This is a genomic window from Mycolicibacterium arenosum (genome assembly GCF_024320865.1).
Taxonomy (GTDB): Bacteria; Actinomycetota; Actinomycetes; order Mycobacteriales; family Mycobacteriaceae; genus Mycobacterium; species Mycobacterium arenosum.
In genome coordinates this window covers 1-21397 of the sequence record NZ_JANDBD010000014.1, presented here as the reverse complement: position 1 = coordinate 21397, position 21397 = coordinate 1, and the positions used below count along the sequence as shown (strand labels likewise).

Sequence of the window (21397 nt, the reverse complement as noted above, 5' to 3'; positions counted from 1 at the left end):
CGGGCGTCGCCGCGGGCGGCGTCATCCTCGGCCTTCGAAAAGCTAACGGCGGTGGTATCTGTTCCGGCCAGAGTGAGGACCTCCTTCAGCAACCCCCCGTGTGGAGTAAACCTTCGCCGATCTTTCGTACCTTCGCAACCGTTTCCGCAACGAAAGTCGTAATCAACAATGGATTTCCTCATTGTGAATGTTGCTGGGGTACAGATTCCGCGGGCGGATCCGGCCTCAGCGTCGCGTTTGGCCCCGGATACGGCAGGGTAACTAACGCCGACGAAAGGAGCGCCGATGCTTCCCTCGACGCCCACCCGGAGCGGAGCCGCGATCACCCCTACCGCGGTGATCAGGTGCGTTGCCGAACCGTTGAGGCCCTGACGTGGCCAAGGAACAGCCGGACAGCGAGGAGGTCGAGCGGCAGCGGCTCGCCGACCGGGTGATCGGCTGGGTCGAGGACGCGATTTACTGGGCCATCGCCGTGGTGCTGACCGCCGGGTCGGCGGCGATCCTGGTATCGCAGGTCAACACCATGCTTCGGCTGCGCAACACGCCGACGTCGACGATCATGCTCGAGGTTCTCGACGGACTCCTGCTTCTCTTCATCTTCGTCGAACTGCTCTACGCCGTGCGGGCCTGTCTGCGCTCGCACGAGATCGTCGCCGAGCCGTTCCTCATCGTCGGCATCCTGGCGGGCATCAAGGAGATCGTGGTCCTGTCGGTCGAAGCGGCCAAGCTGCTGGAGAAGGGCCCGGAGTTCTCGCGGGCGATCGTGGAGATCGGCGTGCTCGGTGGTGTCGTGCTGGTGCTGGCGATCGCGGCGTTCATCCTGCGGGCCAGGAGCGGGAAGGTCGGCTCCAGCGAAACCGAGGAGCACGAGGACGACTAGCGGACCGTTGCGAAGAACGTTCTGACGTCGTCGACGAACAACTCCGGCTGCTCGAACGCGGCGAAGTGGCCGCCGCGCGGCATCGTGGTCCAGTGCGTGATGTTGTAGCCGGCTTCGCACCACGACCGCGGGGTGGGGCCGATCTCCTTCGGGAAAGACGCTACGCCCGTGGGCAATTCGATGCGCGCTGAGCCGCTTCCCCGGTCGCTGCGCTCCTGCCCGCCGGAAGAACCGAAGGCGGCCGTGCTCTCCCAATACAGCCGCGCCGACGACGCCCCGGTTCCCGTCACCCAGTACAGCGTGACGTTGTCGAGGATCTCGTCGCGGGTGAGGGCGTTCTCGGGATGGCCGTCGCAGTCGGTCCAGGATTGGAACTTCTCGACGATCCACGCGAGCTGCGCCACCGGCGAGTCGACCAGCCCGTAACCCACGGTCTGCGGCCGGGTGGCCTGCTGCTTGAAGTAGCCGTTGTCCCACTGTCGGTAGTAGTTCAGTCCCGCGAACGCCGCCTTGTCCTCGTCGGTCGGATTGCGCTTGGCCTCCTCGGTGGGGGAGCCGATGGGGAAGTTGGTGTGGATCGCGGCGCAGTGCCCGACCCGGCGGCCGATCTCCGCGGTGACCGCACCGCCCCAATCACCGCCCTGGGCGCCGTAGCGGTCGTATCCGAGCCGCAGCATCAGCGTCTCCCAGGCGTCGGCGATGCGCCCGACGTCCCACCCGCGGGTGGCCGGCTTCCCCGAGAAGCCGTATCCCGGCAACGACGGGCAGACGACGTGGAAGGCCTGGTCGGCGGTTCCGCCGTGGGCGGTCGGATTCGTCAGCGGGTCGATGATCTTGGCGAACTCGACGATCGAGCCGGGCCACCCGTGCGTGATGACGAGCGGCATGGCGTTCGCGTGCGGTGAGCGCTGGTGGATGAAATGAACGTCCAGGCCGTCGATGTCGGTGGTGAACTGATCGAACCGGTTGAGGGCGGCTTCGCACCTGCGCCAGTCGTAATCCTCGGCCCAGTACGCGGCGAGTTCGCGCGTGTAGGCCAGTGGGATGCCCTGGTCCCAGTCGAGCTCACCGTCCGCCCGCTCAGGTGGCACGCACTCCGCCTCCGGCCACCGGGTGCGGGCCAGCCGATCACGCAGGTCGGTCAGAACCTCGTCGGGCACGTCGATGCGGAACGGTACGACCTCGGGAGCGTCAGTCATGCACGCCATTCTGGCCGCGCGGCACCGAGATTCGGGTGGGTTCCGAGCGACCGCGCAGAACCGTCGACCCTCGGGCGATCCAGCGCCGCTGCTCGCCGATCTCAGCGCGATCGATCGCGGCCCCGGATGCCACGGTGCGGCAGGGCACGGCTTTCGCCGCGTCGGCCAGCCGCGCCGCCTCGTTCACCGGGTCGCCGATGACGGTGTACTCGTAGCGCTTCTCGGCGCCGATGTTGCCCGCGAACACCGGGCCTGCCGACACCCCGATACCGAAGTCGACCGCCGGAAGCCCGCGCATGTTCTCGCTCAGCGTCCGGGCGGTCTGCAGGGCGGCGGTCGCGGCGCCATCGGATCGCAGCGGCGCGCCGAACACCGCGAGCGCGGCGTCGCCCTGGAACTTGTTGATGGATCCACCGCGGTCGTCGACGGCCGCCACCACGATGCGGAAGAACGCGTTGAGCAGGTCGGCGACCTCCTGCGGCGGCCGGTTCACGGCCAGCTCAGTCGACGCGGCGAGGTCGATGAACAGGACGGCGACGTCTCGTTCGCCGCCCTCCAGCGTCTCGCCGCCCTCGATCGCCTGACGGACGACGTCGGGACCCACGTGGCGGCCGAAGAGGTCGTGCAACCGGTCGCGCTCGGCCAACCCGGCGACCATGCGATTGAACCCGTGCTGCAGCCGCCCGATCTCGGACTGCTCGTACACGTCGACGGCGCGCCCGAGGTCGCCCCGTTCGACCGCGGCCATCGCCTCGACGACGTCGCCGATCGGATCGGAGATCGAGCGGGACACCAGGATGAGGGCGCGCAATCCGAGTGCCACGGACACCAGCGTCATCACGACCACCGGAATGACGATGGACGCCGTCGTGGGGATCAGCCAGCCGTAGGCGTGGCACACGATGAGCAGCGCGACGGAGATGCTCGGCAGCGCGGAGTTGACCACCCACATCAGCACCAGCCGAGGGATCACGCCGGGGGCGGTGACGCGAGCCGTGAAGTCCTTGTTGGCCGCGGCGACGATCGGCCGGAAGATCCGCTGGGAGAACAGCAGGCTGGTGCTCACGCTCGACGAGGCGCCGAACAACACGCCGAACACCAGCAGCGCGGTCGACGCCCACCCGGCGTCGGGGTTCAGCACGACCAGCACACCGCCACTGACGGCCCAGGTGGCCAGGAGGATCGCGGTTTCCCGACGGACCATGTTGACGGCGTTGCGGCGCTGCGCCTCGTCGGGCTCCGCGCCGGTGACGAACCAGCGCAGCGACGGCCTGATGTTCCACAGCGCAGCCGCCACGGTCACGGCCATCGACGCGACGATCAACACGACGAGGACGGCGAGGTTGCTGCCGGTCAGCAGTTTGCGGGTCTCACCGAACGACTGGCTGCTCAACGAGATGACCACCGCGGCCACCTCGGCCGCGGTGAGCAGTTGGGCGCCGGTCAGCGCGATGACGTAGCGGGTCGCGATGCGGCCGGCCGACGAGCGCGGCGTCGAGACCTGCTCAGTCGGCATGTCCGGCATGTCGGCTGTCCTGTCTCGCGGCGTCGGTCTTCGCGTCGGCCATCCCGCTTCCGGCGATCGCGTCGGTCCGTGCGCGCAGACGCTCCGCGGTGTCGCCGAGGAAGTCGAGGATGACGGCGAGTTCGGTGTCGGAGTAACGCTCCCACATCCGCGTCGTCGCGCGCTGCCACGACGCGAAGAACTCGTTGCCCGTCAGCTGGCTGACATCCGCGCGCAGGAGCACCCGGCGGCGGTCCTTCGGGTCGGCTTCGCGGCGCAGGAACCCCCTGGCCTCCAGCCGGTCGACGAGGTTGGTCACCGAAGCCGGAGCCAGCCCGGTGTGCCTGGCGAGCTCCCCGGCGCTCATCGGGCCGAGCCGATCCACGACGCCCAGCGCCTTGTAGTCGGTGGGGTGCAGCCCCACCGCCGCGGCCAGTGCGGAGTGGAAGAGCACCGTCGCGTCGCTGTGCTCGCGGCCCACACGTCGCAGGTCGGCGATGAGCCGACTGCGGGTTCGCTGCGTGCTCACGCGACCAACGCCAGCGCCGTGAGCGCGCCCGCACACGTGATGACGTCGAGCGGCAGCCGGAACAGGCTGCGCCGGGTCCATCGAACGGCCTCCGCACGATCGATGGTGGCGGGGTCGGTCTTCTCGAAGCGGACGGCGGCGGGGATGACGTCGACCAGGGACCACACCCGCATGGCGGCGTGGCTGACCAGGGCCACCAGCAGCGCCGTCCGCGTCTGAGACTGATCCCACGTGACCGCGAGCGTGACGATGAGCACGATCTCGAACACCGCGTGCACGGGTATCCAGAATCGGCGACGCGAGACACCGCCGTGCTGCGGCTGCACGATCGCGGGCCTACCGGGCCAGACGGGATCGAGTACCGCGACTTCGTAGAGGCCGCCGCCGAGGATCACGCAGGCCAGCAGTGTCGTGAGTGCGACCAGCAGCAGAGACGCGGTCATGAGCTTGAAACTACGGTCGACCGAAATATCTGTCAAACCGAAAGGACGCCCGATGTGTTCGCGGGATCGTCGTGGTGTACATTCGTTCACCGGCGCGCGCTAGTTGTCCCCAACGTCGAAAGGCGAAGACGGCATGACGTTTTCACTGGAGCTATCCGACGACGTCATCGAGGTCCGCGACTGGGTCCACGATTTCGCTGAGCGGGTCGTGCGGCCCGCTGCCGCGGAGTGGGACGAGCGCGAGGAGACGCCCTGGCCGATCATCCAGGAGGCGGCCAAGATCGGGCTGTACTCGATGGATCTCTTCGCCGCCCAGACCGCCGAACCAACCGGCCTCGGCATGCTCACGGTCTTCGAGGAGCTGTTCTGGGGGGACGCCGGTATCGCGCTGTCGATTCTCGGCACGGGCCTGGCCGCCGCGGCGCTGGCGGGCAACGGCACCCCCGAGCAGATCGGCGAGTGGCTGCCCCAGATGTTCGGCACCGTGGACGATCCGAAGCTCTCGTCGTTCTGCTCGTCGGAGCCCGGTGCGGGTTCCGACGTCGCGGCGATCATCACCAAGGCGAAGTACGACGAGGCCGCCGACGAGTGGGTCATCAACGGCACCAAGACGTGGGCGACCAACGGCGGAATCGCCAACGTCCACATCGTCGTGGCATCCGTTGCGCCGGAACTGGGTTCACGCGGACAGGCCACCTTCATCATCCCGCCGGGCACCAAGGGTTTCACGCAGGGCCAGAAGTTCTCCAAGCACGGAATCCGCGCCTCGCACACCGCCGAAGTGGTCCTCGACGACGTCCGCATTCCCGGTGGCCTGGTCCTCGGCGGCAAGGAGAAGCTGGACGAACGACTCGCCCGGTCGCGCGAGGGCAAGAGCTCGGCGGGCCAGGCGGCGATGAAGACCTTCGAACGCACCCGGCCGTCGGTGGGCGCGATGGCACTCGGAGTGGCGCGGGCGGCGTACGAGTACGCCCTCGAATACGCTCAGCAGCGTGAGCAATTCGGCCGCAAGATCGGCGACTTCCAGGCCATCGCCTTCAAACTCGTCGACATGAAGACCCGGATCGACGCCGCCCGTCTGCTGGTCTGGCGCGCGGGCTGGATGGCGCGCAACAACAAGCCGTTCACCAACGCCGAGGGCTCCATGGCCAAGCTCGTCGCCAGCGAAGCGGCCGTGTACGTCACCGACGAGGCCATCCAGATCCTCGGCGGCAACGGCTACACCAGGGACTACCCGGTGGAGCGCATGCACCGCGACGCCAAGATCTTCACGATCTTCGAGGGCACCAGCGAGATTCAGCGGCTCGTCATGGCGCGCGCGATCACGGGCCTGCCACTGAAGTAGGCAGCTGATTCACAGCCCTTTCACGAGGAGTTTGGCGAGCGGAGGCGTAGGGAACCCCCCGGCATTCCTCGGATGAAGGGTTTCTCCCGATGAGCGCTACCACCTCAGACACGCACGATCCGGGCAGCGCCCAACTGGGCACCAGCCTCAAACCGCGTCACATCACGATGATCTCGATCGCGGGCGTCATCGGCGCCGGCCTGTTCGTCGGGTCCGCGAACGCCATCAAGGAGGCGGGCCCCGCGGTCCTCATCTCGTACTTCCTCGCGGGCACGCTGGTCGTGCTCGTCATGCGGATGCTCGGCGAGATGGCCACGGCCAACCCCGACACCGGGTCGTTCTCGGTGTACTCCGACCGCGCCCTCGGCCACTGGGCGGGGTTCTCGATCGGGTGGTTGTACTGGTGGTTCTGGGTGCTGGTCATTCCGGTCGAGGCCACCGCGGCGGCGGCGATCCTGTCCGATCTCGTCGGCGGCGCACAGTGGTTCTGGGCGCTCGCGGTGACGCTGTTGCTGACCGTCACCAATCTCGTCAGCGTCGGCAACTACGGGGAGTTCGAGTTCTGGTTCGCGCTGATCAAGGTCGTCGCCATCGTCGCGTTCATCGGCATCGGCGTCGCCGCCATCTTCGGTGTCATTCCCGATTCCCAGGTCAGCGGAATCGACAGTCTCTGGCAACCGGATGGCTTCATGCCCAACGGATTCGGCGCCGTGATCGCCGGCATGCTCGTCACGATGTTCTCGTTCATGGGTACCGAGATCGTCACGATCGCGGCCGCCGAGTCGCCCGATCCCGAGCGCGGCATCTCCAAGGCGGTGAACTCGGTCATCTGGCGCATCTCGCTGTTCTACTTCGGCTCGATCTTCGTCATCGTCGCGCTGATGCCCTACAACCAACTCTCCGACGGCTCCTACCAGTCCACGCTGCAGGCTATCGGCATCCCCGGATCCAAGATCATCATGGACATCGTCATCCTGACCGCCGTCGCGTCGTGTCTGAACTCGGCCCTCTACACCGCGTCTCGCATGTTGTTCTCGTTGGGCGTGCGGAGGGATGCGCCGCAAGCCGTCCGCAAGCTCACCGGCAACGGCGTGCCGTGGGTGGCGGTGTTGGCGTCCATGGTCGTCGGCTTCCTGGCCGTCATCGGCAATTACGTATTGCCGGACAAGATCTTCGGCTACCTGCTGGCGACCAGTGGCGCGATCGCGCTGTTCGTGTACCTCGCCATCGCCGCGAGCCAGTTCGTCCTCGGGCGTCGCATGCGCGAGGAGGGGGAGCGGGCACCCGTGCGGATGTGGCTGTTCCCGTATCTCACCGTCGTCGTGATGGTCGCGATCGTCGCGGTGCTGGTGCTGATGGCGTTCGACTCCGACCAGCAGTCGGCGATCTTCCTGTCACTGGCGTCGGCGGTGTTCATCGTGGTCGCCGGGGTCGTCGTGCAGCGGCGCCACGCCGCAACGGCGGACCTCGTCGAAAAGCGGTGAACTACAACGACGCCCAGAAGTCGGTGAGAACACCGGCAGCGCGCTCGGGATCCTCGATCATCCACCAGTGGCCCCTACCCTCCAGGACCGCGGTGCGCGCACCGGCGCGATCGGCGGCACGACGGCGAATCGACTCCGAGCCCATGAAATCGTCTGCGGTAGCCAGGATCGCCAGTCCCGGCCGGGTGGCGGCGGCCTCCAGGTGGCGCCCCGCCTCGGACATCGCGGGTTGGGCGGCTGAGCGGTAGAGCGTGAGGATGGCCCGTGCCATGTCGGAGTCCTGGGCTGCGGCCAGCGGTGCGGCGATCTCCTGCGGGATTCCCAACGCCGCGAGTCGGTCGGCTCTCTCTCCCGCTGTGCCGCTCATCATCTGGTCGACGAATTCCTCGCCCGCACCCGGCGTTTGCCAGATCTGCGCCATGTCGTGCCAGGTGTAGTCGGCGTCGAGAATGCCCAGGGCGTCGGTGGCCCAACTCCGAACGAGCTCGGGCCTATGCGTCATCGCGATGCCGACGGTGATGCCGCCCCAGTCGTGGCCGACCAGGTCGATGGGTCCTTCGATGGTCTCCAATTCGCCGATCAGCCAATCGCGGTAGGCCGGATAGGTGGCGGGGAAGCCGTCGGGCAGCGGGGCGCCGAACCCCGGCGGGGACAGTGCGATGACGTCGTCGCGGCCGAGTGCCGCGCGCAGCGGCCCCCAGATGGCGTCGGTCTCCGGATTGCCGTGTACGAGAACCACCGTCATGGACCTCATCCTGGCACGCGGGCTAACGTGCTGGTTCGTGGCCTGGCTCGACGACCTGTGGGCGCTGCACGCGCGCCGTGACGACCTGGCGGTTCTCGACGCGTCGGGACCGGTCACAGGCCGTCAGCTGACGCGCCGGGCGATGTACTCCGCAGACGTGCTGACGGAGATGGACGTGCCCGCGGGCGGTCCGGTGCCCGCGCTGCTGACGACGAACGCGAGTGCGCTGGCGCTGCTGCTCGGCGGCGCGGCGGCCGACCGGCCGATCGCACCGCTGGGACCTCGGCTGACGTCCGGGGAGCTGGCCCGGCTGGTGACGGCGTGCGACTCGCGCGTCATCGTGACCGAAGCGCAGTGGTACGACACCGCGGCCGCAGCCGCGGAACTCTGCGGCGCCGTCGTGCATCCGATGCCCGAGCCGCGGTACTCGTCGGCCGGGCTGCCCGCGCGGCGTGGCGCCGCAGCCTTCCACCTGCACACGTCGGGGACCACCGGTGAGCCGAAGCGGGTGCCGTTCCCCGAGAGCGTGCTCGAGCCGCGGGTCGCGGTGTCGGCGGAGGTGATCGGGCTCGGGCCGGAACACCGGTACGCGACGGGATCGCCGCTGCACCACATCGCCGGCCTCGGCAACGTGCTCACCGCGCTGTCCGTCGGCGCACCGGTCATCCCGACCACTCGCTTCTCCACGTCGTGGTGGCGCGGACTGCGCGCCGCGGGCGCCACGCACTGCCTGCTGGTGCCGACGATGGTCGAAATGCTCTTGGCCGAAGGCGCTTTGGATGCGGTGCCGCTCGACACGCTGATCTACGGAGCGGCGCCGATGAGCCCCGAGACCCTGCGCCGGGTACTCGACACGGTGCCCGGCGTGAACCTCGTCAGCATCTTCGGCCAGACCGAGGGCAGCCCCATCGCGACACTGAGCGCCGACGACCACCGCCGCGCCGCCGCGGGTCGGCCGGATCTGCTGCACACCGTCGGCAGGGCCGCACCGGGTCTCGCGCTGCGCATCGACTCGCCGGACGAGACGGGCACCGGCGAGGTGTACGCCGCGGCGCCGCACCTGTCAGTGCACGCCGACGACGGCTGGTTGCACACCGGGGACGTCGGCGCACTCGACGACGAGGGTTACCTCACGCTGTCGGGACGGCGCAACGACATGGTGGTGCGCGGCGGTGAGAACGTCTACCCGCTGGAGGTGGAGAACGCCCTCGTCGAGCATCCGGGGGTGCTGGCGGCCGGTGTCGTGGGTGTCCCGGACCAGCGGCTGGGCGAGACGCTGGCCGCGTTCATCGTGCCGTCCGCCACAGCCGTCGGCCACGGTGAGCTGGCGGCGTTCGTGCGAGCGCGGCTCGCCGGCTTCAAGGTGCCCGCGCACTGGTACGACGTCGACGAACTGCCGCTGAACAGTGCGGGAAAGCTGTTGCGGCCCAGCCTGTTGGACGCTCATCTGCGGCAAAGCTGAGCGGTCGTTCTCGAGCCGGGTCCGATCCGCGATAGCATGCCGGGGTGGTGGATCCACCGGGGCACGACGCGCGTCTGCGCGATCTCACGCTCCTGCGTCGAGTGCGCGATCGGATGGACCGCGAATACGCGCAGCCGCTCAACGTCGATGCCCTCGCCCGCGACGTGAACATGTCGGCGGGCCACCTGTCGAGGCGGTTCAAGGCCGCCTACGGCGAATCCCCGTACTCGTACCTGATGACGCGCCGGATCGAGCGCGCGATGGCGCTACTGCGGCTCGGCGAACTGTCCGTCACCGAGGTCTGCTTCGCGGTGGGCTGCCAGTCGCTGGGCACGTTCAGCACGCGCTTCACCGAGTTGGTCGGGGTCTCTCCGAGCGTCTACCGGCGGGACGCGGCACCCGAGGTCGCCGGACTGCCGTCGTGCGTCGCCAAGCAGATCACCAGACCGATCAGGAATCGAGAAGCGTCCGTCTGACCGTCACCGCTAGCGTCGACGGTCATGGACATCACGATCAACACCAGCTTCCTACCGCACGACGACCCCGAGGCGTCCCTGGCGTTCTACCGCGACGGTCTCGGCTTCGAGGTCCGTAAAGACGTCGGCTACAACGACATGCGCTGGATCACCGTCGGGCCTCCCGCGCGGCCCGACATGAACATCGTGCTGACTCCACCCGCGGCGGATCCCGGCGTCACCGACGACGAACGGCGCACCGTTACCGAGATGATGGCCAAGGGCACATACGCCGGCATCATGCTCGCCACCACGGATCTGAACGCCGTCTTCGAGACGCTGGTCGCGAGCGGCGCCGACGTCATGCAGGAGCCCACCGACCAGCCCTGGGGATCACGGGACTGCGCGTTTCGCGACCCGGCGGGCAACACCGTCAGAATTCAGGAGCTGCCCTGATGGCCCAGCGTCCAGCCGACAGTCACGACACGATCCGCGTGACCGGGGCGCGGGAGAACAACCTCAAGAACATCGACATCGAGTTGCCCAAGCGGCGGTTGACGGTCTTCACCGGGGTGTCCGGATCCGGCAAGAGCTCACTGGTGTTCGGCACCATCGCCGCCGAATCGCAGCGCCTCATCAACGAGACGTACAGCGCGTTCGTGCAGGGCTTCATGCCCACGCTGGGCCGCCCCGACGTCGACGTGCTCGACGGGCTGACGACCGCGATCATCGTGGACCAGGAGCGGATGGGTGCCGACCCGCGCTCGACGGTCGGCACCGCCACGGACACCGGGGCTATGTTGCGCATCCTCTTCAGCCGGCTCGGCACGCCGCATATCGGTTCCCCGCAGGCGTTCTCGTTCAACGTCGCGTCGATCAGCGGTGCGGGTGCGGTCACCGTCGAGCGCGGTGGCCGGACCGTGAAGGAGCGGCGCGAGTTCAGCCTGACCGGCGGCATGTGCCCGCGCTGCGAGGGCCGTGGCTCCGTCAACGACATCGATCTGACCGCGCTGTACGACGACGGCAAGTCGATCAACGAGGGTGCGCTGACGATTCCCGGTTTCAGCATGGAGGGCTGGTACGGCCGAATCTTCATCGGCTGCGGCTTCTTCGACTGCGACAAGCCCATCGCGAAGTTCACCAAGAAGGAACTCGACGCACTGCTGTACAAGGACGCGACGAAGCTCAAGGTCGACGGCGTCAACCTGACCTATCTCGGGCTCATCCCGCAGATCAAGAAGTCGTTCCTGTCCAAGGACGTCGAGGCGATGCAGCCGCACATCCGCGCGTTCGTCGAGCGGGCCGTCACGTTCACCACCTGTCCGGATTGCGGCGGCACCAGGCTGTCGGCCGAGGCGCGGTCGTCGACGATCAAGGGCGTCAGCATCGCCGACGTCTCCGCGATGCAGATCAGCGATCTCGCGGAGTGGGTGCGGGGGATCGACGACGTGTCGGTCGCCCCGCTGCTCGAGTCGTTGCGTCACACCCTGGACTCCTTCGTCGAGATCGGTCTCGGTTACCTCTCGCTGAATCGGCCCGCGGGCACGCTGTCGGGCGGGGAAGCGCAGCGCGTCAAGATGATCCGCCACCTGGGCTCGGCGCTCACCGACGTCACCTACGTGTTCGACGAGCCGACCATCGGGTTGCACCCGCACGACATCGCGCGGATGAACGACCTGCTGGTGCGGCTGCGGGACAAGGGCAACACCGTGCTGGTGGTCGAGCACAAGCCGGAGGCGATCGCCATCGCCGATCACGCGGTGGACCTCGGCCCCGGCGCGGGGTCAGCCGGCGGCGACGTGGTGTTCGAGGGGACGGTGGCGCAGCTGCGAAAGAGCGGCACGCTGACCGGTCGGCACCTCGACGACCGAGCGGCGTTGAAGGAGTCGACCCGAGAAGGTCAGGGCACGTTGCAGATTCGCGGAGCGAGGGCGAACAACCTGCAGGACGTCGACGTCGACCTGCCGCTCGGCGTGCTGGTCGTCGTGACAGGAGTGGCGGGTTCGGGCAAGAGTTCGCTGATCCACGGCTCGGTGGCGGGCCGGGACGGCGTGGTCGCCGTCGACCAGGCGCCGATCCGCGGCTCGCGCCGCAGTAACCCGGCGACCTACACCGGGTTGCTCGAGCCGATTCGCAAGGCGTTCGCGAAGGCCAACGACGTCAAACCCGCTCTGTTCAGCGCCAATTCGGAGGGCGCGTGCCCGAACTGCAACGGGGCGGGTGTGATCTACATGGACCTCGCGATCATGGCGGGCGTCGCCAACCCGTGTGACGTCTGCGAGGGTAAGCGCTTCGACGCGTCGGTACTCGAGTACACCCTCGGCGGGCGCGACATCAGCGAGGTACTCGCGATGCCGGTGGCCGAGGCGCTGGATTACGTCGCCGACGGTGAGGCCAAGACGCCGAAGGCCCACGAGATCCTCGCGCGACTGGCCGACGTCGGGCTCGGCTACATCACGCTGGGCCAGCCGCTGACCACGCTGTCGGGTGGCGAGCGCCAACGGCTCAAGCTGGCAACGCACATGGGGGACAGGGCCGCCGAGATCTACGTGCTCGACGAGCCCACGTCGGGGCTGCACCTCGCGGACGTCGAACAGCTGCTGGCGCTGCTCGATCGGCTGGTGGACGCGGGTAAGTCCGTCATCGTGATCGAGCACCACCAGGCGGTGATGGCGCATGCGGACTGGATCATCGACCTGGGCCCGGGCGCGGGCCACGACGGCGGCAGGATCGTGTTCGAGGGTACGCCCGCAGATCTCGTCGCCGATGCGTCGACGCTGACCGGTGAGCATCTGGCAAAGTACGTAGGCGGCTGACGAACTCAGCCCCACTCGTGGTTCATTGCAAGGGAATCCACGGTGGTGGTCGCCGTCCGTTTCGTGCTGCGCGACATCGCGATCAACGCCAGCGCCAGAGCCGCCGTCACCGCACCGGCGACGAAGATGACGACGAACGAGTGCTCGGGGGGAAGCCCCGTGCGGGACGAGACATGGCTCAGCAGCACGGCGACGACCGCCGCGGCGATCGAACTGCCGACCGTCCGGGCGATCGCGTTGACGCCGGTGGCGACCCCGGTCTCGCGGCCCGCGACCTCGCTGACCACCAGCGCGGGCAGCGCACCGTAGGCGAGGCTGATGTAGGCGTTGACGCAGACGCCCGCGACGATCACCTGCCACGTCCGGTCGTGCGCGACCGCGAGCGCGAGGAAGCCGACGACACCGGTCAGCGCACCGGTGACCAGGACGGGCCGGGCTCCGAATCGGTCGATGAACCTACCGCTCAGCGTGGCCGTGACGACACCGGCGATCGCACCGGGCAGCAGGAACACCAGACTGGCGTACAGCACCGAGGCGCTGAAGCCGTATCCGGCTGTTGCGCGGTCCATTTGGACGAACTGCGTCATTCCGAGGAACCCGAAGTAGAGGCCCGTTCCGACGAAGATCGTTGCCAGGTTGGTCAGTAGGACCGCTCGGCGCGTCAGCATCTCGATGGACACCAGCGGGTGCTCGAGCCGCCGTTCCCACCACCACCACGCGACGAGGATCACCACACCGAGCACCGCGACCGCGATCGTCGGAGGGGCCGCCCATCCCCAGACGCCGCCCTGCGTGATCGCCAGCAGCAGACCGGACAACCCTGCGGCGAGACCGGTAGCGCCGAGCCAGTCGACCGTGCCCTCGCCGTTCGCGGGGCGCGACGGGATGATGGCCATTGCCACGATCATGACGAGAGCGGTGAAGATCGTCGTCAGCCAGAAGACCCGGTGGTAGCCGGCCGACCCGTGCATCAGCAGCCCGGTCGCGACGAGCCCCATGCCGCCGCCGAAGCCGAGCGCACCGGACAGCATCGCCAACGCGCCACCCACCCGGTCTTCGGGCAGCTCCTCGCGCAGGATCGCCACGCAGATCGGATAGAGCGCGTACGACACACCCTGCATCACGCGCGCGACGATCAGCAGCGGCAACGTGGACGTCGTCGCCGCGAGCAGCGATCCGGCCAGCACGACGCCGAGGACGACGACGAGGATGCGCTTCTTGTTGTACAGGTCGGCGAGCCGGCCCAGCAGCGGTGTCGAGGCGACCGCGGCGAGCAGGTTGGCGGTCACCGCCCAGCTGACCGCAACCGGGCTCGCCGGCAACTGCTCGGCGATGACACCGAGCACGGGCACGACGGCGGTCTGCAGCACCGCAACGGTGAGGGCGACGAGGCCGAGGGCCGCGATGAGGACGCGTGAGCGCGCAGGCGTCCTCACGGTGTCTGTCACGGGGCTCCTTCGTCGACTGGTCCTTAGCCTATGCAACGGCTTCGGCGAGCCCGGCGGCGGCCGCGAACACCCGGAACCAGCTATCGAGTTCGGTTAGTGTCGAGCAGTACACGGATTGGAGCGGGAAGCACATGATCACGCTGAACAAGAGCGACGACCCGGCCGACCTGAACGGAATCACCCACCTGGTGATAGGCGTGTCGTGGGACCCGACCTCGGGATCGTCGGGCGGATTCGCGGGCATTGCGCGCCGCAAGCGCGGCGTGGACCTCGACCTGATCGCGATCCTGATGCAGGACGGCGACCCGGTTCGGTTCGCGGGACTGGACAGCGTCGATCCGTTCGGCGACGGCTCGGTTCTCCACTCCGGCGACGAGCAGACCGGGGCGAAGGAGGGTGACGACGAGACGGTGACGGTGGACTTCGCTCGTGTTCCCGCGGGCATCACCGCCATCGTCTTCATCGCGGCGGCCTTCAAGAAGGGCAGTTCGTTCGATAAGGCCAACAACGTCTCGTTCAAGGTCTACGACGCCACCGGCGGTAGCGTCGACCAGGTCGCCGACATCTGGCCCAGCCTGCTCGGTAAGGACAACGCGTGTGTCGTCGCACGGGCCTTTCGCGATGGGCCCGGCTGGAAGCTGGAAGTCGTCAACCGGATGGGCAAGATCAAGCAGGGCAACCGGCAGGCCGTGATGCGGTTCGCCGTGTCCTGATCGGGTTCACCCCGGGGGATAGCACTACCCCTCGAGTCGGGGCAGCGGCATGGTGCGGGCCGACCCGGCACCGACATCCTGGTGGCATGACTACGGCAATTCGCAAGGATCTGGTTCTCTCACACGCGGTCGTCACCGCCGACCTGGAGATGTCGTTCGATCACGTCGACATCGCCGAGTGGCTGAAAACCCTTCCGACACATGAATACCAACGCTGTGCGCCGGGGGACCACAAGGCGGCCGGCTACACCGTTGACGACGACGGCACGCCGATGTCGATCAACGTCGAGATGATCGGCACGGGACTCGTGGTGCAGCAGTACCGCTTCGAGGTGGCCGAGGCGCACTACTGCAGGATGGTGTCGCTGTCGGACATCCTGACCCCGGCGGGATGGACGACGACACAGGTCATCTGGGAGCTGCGCATGGAGCAGCTCGACGGCGAGTGGTGCCGCTACACCAACACGGTGACGTCGCATCCCACCGAGGACTTCCTCGCCTTCATCGCGGCGCAGGGGCAGTCGTTCGAGGAGGCGGCGGCGGCTCGGCAGGAGGGAGGCGTCGGGGCGGCACTGCGCCGTCGAGACACCGCTGTACGCGCAGAGCATCGCCCGCTGGGCTGCGGCACACGTCCCGGCGTCGGTGCGATGACCTCGGCGGTGCTGTTCGACAGTCCCGGCCCACCGGAGGTGCTGCACTGGGCCGCGGTGGAACCGGTGCAGCCCCGCCCCGACGAGGTGGTGATCGCCGTGGCGGCCGCGGGCGTCAACAACGCGGATCTCCTGCAACGGCGTGGGCACTACCCGGTACCCGCATGGGCGCCCCGTCCGCTGGGCCTGGAATGCAGCGGGACGATCACCGCCGTCGGTGCCGGCGTGACGGAGTGGTCACCGGGAGATCGGGTGTGTGCACTGCTCGACGGCGGCGGGTACGCCGACGAGGTCGTGGTCCCCGCCGCTCAGGTCATGCCGATCCCCGCTGGTTTGACCATGGTCGAGGCCGCCGCCGTCCCCGAGGTGGCGGCGACGGTGTACTCGAATCTCGCGATGATCGCCGGTCTCACGTCGGGCCGCACGGTGCTCATCCACGGTGCTGGCGGCGGCATCGGCACGTTCGCCATCCAGTGGGCGGTGGCGATCGGAGCGCGCGTCATCACCACCGCGGGCAGTGATGCCAAGGTGCGGGCGGGCCTGGAACTGGGCGCACACACGGCGATCAACTACCGCGGGGAGGATTTCGTGGCCGCCACTCTGGCGGCGACCGACGGCCGCGGGGTCGACGCGATTCTCGACGTGGTCGGCGCGGACTACCTCGGGCGCAACGTCGAATGTCTTTCTGCAGACGGCCATCTGGTGATCATCGGCGGATCCACGACGCCGGCCGCGCTCGATATCGGACTTCTGATGTCGAAGCGTGCGAGTGTCAGTGCGACGATGCTGAGGGCGCGGCCGGCCGACCAGAAGGCGGCCATCATCGCCGGGGTGACGCGCGACGTACTGCCGCTGTTCGACACCGGCGCCGTTCGGGTGGTGGTCGACACCGTCGTGCCCATGCCGGAGGCGGCGCGCGCTCATCGACTCCTGGAATCGAAGGCCACCGTCGGCAAGGTGATCCTCGAGAACCATTGTGTGGCAACGTGAGTAGATGTGTCGGCCCGTGAATCGGGCGGGTGACGCCGCTACGGCACTTGGTCGATGGTGTTGTGGACCTGCGGCCCTTTTGCCGTCGGACACCGGGTCGGCAGGATTGCGAGCGCGAGTGCGGAGCGAGAGGAGATCGGCGATGGCACTGTGGGTGCAGCTGCGTGACCACGACGACGACGTCGAGTTTCCCGACACCGCCAGTTACGACATCCACGCCGGCGGCGTGTTGGCCGTGACGAGCGCCACCGACGTCCACCTGTTCAGCCCCGGCTACTGGGAGCACGTCACCATCGGCGCTCGACACGCCGTCGCGGATGCCGACCACGACGCCGCGGACGCCCGCTGGCAGTGAAGACAGGGCCGCAGGTCCTTGACGCCGAGTGCGGTCGGCCCTGCTGGCGCGGCGGCTTCGGCTCGACGATGAACACATGAACGTCGAGAACCTTCGCCAGCTGACGTCGGCAACGGGGCCCTTCGCTTCGGTGTACCTGGACGACTCACGGGATTCATCGGACGCCGTCCTCAGATTCGAGACGACTTGGCATGCGGTGCGCGCGCGACTCGTTGATCTCGGCGCGAACGACGACCTCGTCACCGAGGTCGAGAACGCCATGCTGAACAACCCGCCGGCAGTGGGCCGTCGGGGCCGGGTGGTGATCGCCACGGCCGATGGGGTGCTGATCGACGAGCACGTGCCCAACGTGCCGCCCGCCCCCGAGGTGCGCGTCTCCGACTACCCGTACATCCTGCCGCTCACAACCATCGGCGTGGCACGGCCCCCGTACACGTTCGCCGCGGTCGACGAGAGGGGTGCAGATCTCACGACGCATCAGAACGGCATCGCACGCTCGGAATCGGTGGAGGGGGAGGGGTTTCCCGTACACAAGCCAGCCACTGCCGGGTGGAACGGCTACGGCGATCTTCAGCACACGGCTGAAGAAGCGGTACGAATGAACGTTCGCGCGGTCGCGGACCGGTTGACCTCGGTAATCGACGGGTCGAACGCCGAGGTCGTGTTCGTGGCCGGTGCGGTGCGTCCGCGCCATGACGTGGTGGCGGCACTACCGGTTCGCGCGGCGGAGCGCGTCGTGCAGTTACACGGCGGAGCTGAGGGGCATCGGGTCCGCGAGGCGGAGATCACCGAACTGCTCGACGCGGAGTTCGATCGCTTCGCGCACACCGAGACCACTCGCTTGATCGAGAGGTATACCGAGGAGCAGGCGAGCGCGTCGGGCCTGGCCGTGGAGGGCATGTTCGCGGTGTGCGGCGCGCTGCGCGCAGGCAACGTCGACACGCTGATCGTCGTCGACCTGGACGACGCGATGGTCGTCATGGGAAAGGGCCCGAGGACGATCGCGCCTCACGCCGGCGCGCTGGTGCAGGCAGTTGTGGGCGTCGGGCGAGCCGACGAGGTGCTGCCGATGGCGGCGCTCGCCGTGGACGCCACAGTGGTCACGCTCCGCAGCGGCCTGTCGCCGAGAGACGGTGTTGCAGCGCTATTGCGTTACTTCCCCGGCGGCGGGTGACAGGCGGCACGAGAGGACGGAGGAACGTGATGAATTCTTCACTCGGGTCCGGACAGCGGACGAGAACGCTGGCAAGAGTGATGGGGCCGTATCTCGTCATCGTCACCGTCACCGCGCTGGTGCGCGCCGGGGACATGGAACGTCTGGTCGCGGACTTCGATGCATCGTCGGCATTCACCTGGGTGACCGGCGCCGTGGTGCTGTTGGTCGGCTTGGTGGTGACCGCACTGCACCAGGAGTGGAACGGCCCGGCGGAGATCGTCGTGTCGGTGCTCGGCTGGCTAACCGTGCTGAAAGGCGTGATGCTGCTGGCGGTCCCGCTGTCGTCGCTGACGGTGGCGACCTCGTTGCTGGGTTCCGGCGGGTGGTGGCGAGTCGGGATGGTCATCACGGCGCTGGTGGGCGCCTACCTGTGCTGGGTCGGGTGGGTCGGCGAGAGGAAGAATGCGGCGAGCGGGGCTCTGACCCGCTCTGAGCGTTGATAACGCCGAGACGGCTGATCGGTGTCGTCCGACCCGAATGGTGACCTCTGGCCCTGTCCGGACACCGGCGGCTGCGGTGTGATGACGACGGATACGAGGAGGCGGACATGGTTGCACAATCGAAGGTCTCGTCAGTGGAGCACGCGTTTCACGCGACGCACCTCTGGGTCAATGAGGTGGCCAGAGAATTCGATACTGACGACAGGGATTTCGCCTACGGCGTGCTGCGAGCGTGGCTGCACACGCTGCGCGACCGGCTGACCGTGGACGCGGCGGCCCACTTCGCGGCCCAGTTGCCCGACCTGGTCAGGGGTGTTTTCTACGAGAACTGGGATCCGAGTGCGGTGCCCCTGAAATACAACGCCGAGGAGTACGCCGCCCGCTTCGCTCACGAGGCGAGCATCTCGGTGCAGGACGTTGCCAAGGCAGCCGCGGCCACAACCGCTGCAGTGGGTCGCCTCCTGCCCGAGGCGCTGATGGCGAAGACGCTCGGTCACCTACCCGGCGATGTTCGGGCGTTGTTGCACGCTCGGCAGTAGCACTGCAGACCACACAGCCGACAAGGTCATTCTCGAGAACCGTTGTGCAGCATAGGAAATGGGAGAATCGCCGATAACCGTTGCGTCACGGTGACGTAACCGGAGCCGCACGGGGAGTGGTGGGGGTGGCGCCGCGAGATCGGGTTCGCGTGTGGGGCTGAAGGCGCTGCGCAGAGAAATCCGGCGCTTACAGGGACACTTAGATGACTTCACAGCCCATCGGTGATCTCGGCGATGGCTGCGACCGTGTCCGCACTCACGAGGAGGGGAGACCGCGTGACAGTTGTCGCCGTATATCTCGTCATCACCTTCGGTCTCGGCGGCCTCGCCATGGCCGTCCGACTACCCCCGCTCGTCGGCTTCCTGGCGGCGGGATTCGTCATAAACGCCCTCGACGTGGGGGATGTGCCGCAACTGGACGTGTTGGCGGATCTGGGCGTGACGCTGCTGCTGTTCGCGATCGGCCTGAAACTCAACGTTCGCATCCTGCTGCGGCGCGAAGTGTGGCTGACCACCTCGACGCACATGGTGGTCACCGTCGTTCTCGGAAGCGTCGCGATGTGGCTGGCGGCCGTGGCCGGAACGGCCATGCTGGCGGGGCAGAGTGTGCAGACCATCGCCCTGCTGGCCTTCGCGCTCTCGTTCTCCAGCACGGTGTTCGTGGTCAAGGTCCTCGAGGAGCGGGGCGAGACGCACGCGCTCTACGGCCGGGTGGCGGTCGGCATCCTGGTCATGCAGGACATCATCGCGGTGGTGTTCCTGACCGCCACCAGTGGTCACCTGCCCAGCCCGTGGGCGCTGGCGCTGGTGGGCCTGTGGCCGCTGACGCGCGTCCTGCGCAGGGTGTGGAGCCGGCTGGGCCACGGCGAGATGCAGTCGCTGTTCGGCATCGTGATGGCGCTGGTGCCCGGGTACGCCCTGTTCACGGCGCTCGGGCTCAAGGGAGACCTCGGCGCCCTGATCATGGGTGTCCTCCTGGCGTCGCATCCGGCCTCCTCCGAACTCGCACGGTCGCTGTTTCACATCAAGGAACTGCTGCTCGTCGGGTTCTTCGTGTCCATCGGCCTGACCGGGCTGCCGGATCTGCCCACCATCGGCGTTGCCCTGCTGATGGTCGTGCTACTGCCGTTCAAGGCGGCCTGGTACGTCCTGCTCCTGTCCCGCATGAGGTTGCGGTATCGCACGGCCCTGCTGGCCGGACTGGGCCTGATGAACTACTCCGAATTCGGCTTGATCGTCGTCTCCGTCGGGGTGTCGGCCGGCCTGCTGGGGGAGGCCTGGCTGGTCGAGATGTCGATCGCCGTGGCCTTGAGCTTCGTCGTGTCGGCGCTCGTCAACGGGCGAGGACATCTGATGGTGGAGAAGATCGCGGCGCGACTACCCGAGCAGGACGAACGATCGCTGCACCCGGAGGAACGCCCCGCGGACGCCGGCGACGCCGAGGTCGTGGTGATCGGCATGGGACGGGTCGGCTTCGCCGCATACCGGCGGTTGACCGATCACTACGGGCTTCGCGTGGTCGGTGTCGACTACGACGGACCCCGGATCCAACGTCTCGCCGCCGAGGGCCATCGCGTCATCGAAGGAGATGCCACCGATCTGGATTTCTGGAACCAGATGCGGCACTCGGAGTCGATCCGCATCGCCGTGTTGGCCACGCCGCGTCACGGTGCGAACGTCACGGCCCTGGAATGCCTGCGCGAGTCCGGGTTCAGTGGACGGGTCGCCGCGGTCGCCCGATACGACGACGAGGTGCAGTGGGCCATGGAGCACGGTGTCGACATCGCCTTCAACGTCTACGCGGGCGCGGGGTTGGAACTGGCCGACCAGGTTGCCGACGATGCCGGACCTCACACCACGGAACGCGGGGCGAACGATGCCGCGACGGATCGCAGCCTCGAGGAAGGGCCTGCCGGCGATCGGCCGGGCGCAGGCCATAGCTGAGCGGTTGTTGGAAAGGGATTTTCAGGGTCCAGCCGGGTTACCTCAAAACGTCACAGTGACGAATTGAGGCCCGGTGGGAGTTGTGCGAGAGCGTGGTCAGCGAGCGCGCTGAGCGGATGTCCGTTCTCATTGATTCTGGGGCATTCTCATTGAATCTGGGGTAAGTGCGTGTCTTTCTCATTGAATCTGGGGCACGAGGCTTAGCGTTTATGTGTGCTGACGTCGGCTGTTTCGGCTGGG

General features: G+C 67.8%; 20 protein-coding genes. 14 read left to right on the top strand and 6 right to left on the bottom strand.

The genetic code is table 11. The features are described from left to right. The first annotated feature begins 373 nt into the window (after window positions 1–373). On the top strand, window positions 374–880 hold the full coding sequence (locus NM203_RS27835) for a phosphate-starvation-inducible PsiE family protein (RefSeq protein ID WP_255063847.1): 507 nt from the start codon (window positions 374–376) through the stop codon (window positions 878–880). On the opposite strand, the gene NM203_RS27830 is transcribed toward NM203_RS27835, so the two are convergent. From NM203_RS27830 to NM203_RS27815, 4 genes are read right to left on the bottom strand one after another with little or no spacing between them, the layout of a single operon-like run. Next, entirely contained in the window at window positions 877–2079 is a 1203-nt protein-coding gene (locus tag NM203_RS27830) for an epoxide hydrolase family protein (protein ID WP_255063846.1), read from the bottom strand. The genes NM203_RS27835 and NM203_RS27830 overlap by 4 nt on opposite strands. Continuing rightward, window positions 2072–3595 (bottom strand): adenylate/guanylate cyclase domain-containing protein, encoded by a 1524-nt coding sequence (locus NM203_RS27825; protein WP_408633431.1) that lies wholly within the window; start codon window positions 3593–3595, stop codon window positions 2072–2074. Before NM203_RS27825 ends, NM203_RS27830 begins: the two co-directional genes overlap by 8 nt. Continuing rightward, on the bottom strand, window positions 3585–4112 hold the full coding sequence (locus NM203_RS27820) for a MarR family winged helix-turn-helix transcriptional regulator (protein ID WP_255063844.1): 528 nt from the start codon (window positions 4110–4112) through the stop codon (window positions 3585–3587). The genes NM203_RS27825 and NM203_RS27820 overlap by 11 nt, the downstream gene beginning before the upstream one ends. Continuing rightward, complete coding sequence (locus tag NM203_RS27815) at window positions 4109–4555, bottom strand: hypothetical protein (protein WP_255063843.1); 447 nt, start codon at window positions 4553–4555, stop codon at window positions 4109–4111. Before NM203_RS27815 ends, NM203_RS27820 begins: the two co-directional genes overlap by 4 nt. A gap of 133 nt (window positions 4556–4688) precedes the next feature. Between NM203_RS27815 and NM203_RS27810 the strand changes: the two genes are divergently transcribed. Next, window positions 4689–5900 (top strand): acyl-CoA dehydrogenase family protein, encoded by a 1212-nt coding sequence (locus NM203_RS27810; RefSeq protein WP_255063842.1) that lies wholly within the window; start codon window positions 4689–4691, stop codon window positions 5898–5900. Between the two features lie 89 nt (window positions 5901–5989). Beyond that, window positions 5990–7384: an amino acid permease gene (locus NM203_RS27805; protein WP_255063841.1), complete on the top strand. Its 1395-nt coding sequence runs from the start codon at window positions 5990–5992 to the stop codon at window positions 7382–7384. A 1-nt stretch (window position 7385) separates the two neighbouring features. Here the strand turns inward: NM203_RS27805 and NM203_RS27800 are convergent, their stop codons facing one another. Beyond that, window positions 7386–8129: an alpha/beta fold hydrolase gene (locus NM203_RS27800; RefSeq protein ID WP_255063840.1), complete on the bottom strand. Its 744-nt coding sequence runs from the start codon at window positions 8127–8129 to the stop codon at window positions 7386–7388. A gap of 37 nt (window positions 8130–8166) precedes the next feature. Here NM203_RS27800 and NM203_RS27795 point away from each other — a divergent pair, with 37 nt between their 5' ends. The 4 genes from NM203_RS27795 (at window position 8167) to NM203_RS27780 (ending at window position 12862) form a co-directional block, all read left to right on the top strand. Next, on the top strand, window positions 8167–9591 hold the full coding sequence (locus NM203_RS27795) for a class I adenylate-forming enzyme family protein (protein WP_255063839.1): 1425 nt from the start codon (window positions 8167–8169) through the stop codon (window positions 9589–9591). Between the two features lie 113 nt (window positions 9592–9704). Then, window positions 9705–10067 carry a helix-turn-helix transcriptional regulator gene (locus tag NM203_RS27790; protein ID WP_255064033.1) on the top strand — a complete coding sequence of 121 codons (363 nt, stop codon included), beginning with the start codon at window positions 9705–9707 and terminating at the stop codon, window positions 10065–10067. Between the two features lie 24 nt (window positions 10068–10091). Continuing rightward, a complete protein-coding gene (locus NM203_RS27785; RefSeq protein WP_255063838.1) occupies window positions 10092–10502 on the top strand; it encodes a VOC family protein in 411 nt (136 codons plus the stop codon). Continuing rightward, window positions 10502–12862: an ATP-binding cassette domain-containing protein gene (locus NM203_RS27780; protein ID WP_255063837.1), complete on the top strand. Its 2361-nt coding sequence runs from the start codon at window positions 10502–10504 to the stop codon at window positions 12860–12862. The genes NM203_RS27785 and NM203_RS27780 overlap by 1 nt, the downstream gene beginning before the upstream one ends. A 5-nt stretch (window positions 12863–12867) precedes the next feature. Here the strand turns inward: NM203_RS27780 and NM203_RS27775 are convergent, their stop codons facing one another. Further along, window positions 12868–14310 carry an MFS transporter gene (locus NM203_RS27775; protein ID WP_255063836.1) on the bottom strand — a complete coding sequence of 481 codons (1443 nt, stop codon included), beginning with the start codon at window positions 14308–14310 and terminating at the stop codon, window positions 12868–12870. 131 nt (window positions 14311–14441) lie between these two features. Between NM203_RS27775 and NM203_RS27770 the strand changes: the two genes are divergently transcribed. The 7 genes from NM203_RS27770 to NM203_RS27740 all read left to right on the top strand — a co-directional run bounded on the left by NM203_RS27770 (window position 14442) and on the right by NM203_RS27740 (window position 21157). After that, window positions 14442–15023 (top strand): TerD family protein, encoded by a 582-nt coding sequence (locus tag NM203_RS27770; protein ID WP_255063835.1) that lies wholly within the window; start codon window positions 14442–14444, stop codon window positions 15021–15023. A gap of 647 nt (window positions 15024–15670) precedes the next feature. Beyond that, the gene (locus tag NM203_RS33235) at window positions 15671–16663 is read left to right on the top strand and encodes an NAD(P)H-quinone oxidoreductase (protein WP_303625343.1); all 993 of its coding nucleotides are present in this window, start codon (window positions 15671–15673) and stop codon (window positions 16661–16663) included. Between the two features lie 142 nt (window positions 16664–16805). Continuing rightward, complete coding sequence (locus tag NM203_RS27760) at window positions 16806–17018, top strand: hypothetical protein (protein WP_255063833.1); 213 nt, start codon at window positions 16806–16808, stop codon at window positions 17016–17018. A 76-nt stretch (window positions 17019–17094) separates the two neighbouring features. Next, window positions 17095–18192, top strand: coding sequence for an Rv2629 family ribosome hibernation factor (locus NM203_RS27755; RefSeq protein WP_255063832.1), 1098 nt, complete (start codon window positions 17095–17097; stop codon window positions 18190–18192). Window positions 18193–18221: 29 nt separating this feature from the next. Further along, entirely contained in the window at window positions 18222–18674 is a 453-nt protein-coding gene (locus NM203_RS27750) for a hypothetical protein (protein WP_255063831.1), read from the top strand. Window positions 18675–18781: 107 nt separating this feature from the next. Next, the gene (locus NM203_RS27745; RefSeq protein ID WP_255063830.1) at window positions 18782–19213 is read left to right on the top strand and encodes a DUF2267 domain-containing protein; all 432 of its coding nucleotides are present in this window, start codon (window positions 18782–18784) and stop codon (window positions 19211–19213) included. Between the two features lie 276 nt (window positions 19214–19489). Further along, on the top strand, window positions 19490–21157 hold the full coding sequence (locus NM203_RS27740; RefSeq protein WP_255063829.1) for a cation:proton antiporter domain-containing protein: 1668 nt from the start codon (window positions 19490–19492) through the stop codon (window positions 21155–21157). Window positions 21158–21397: the final 240 nt, after the last annotated feature.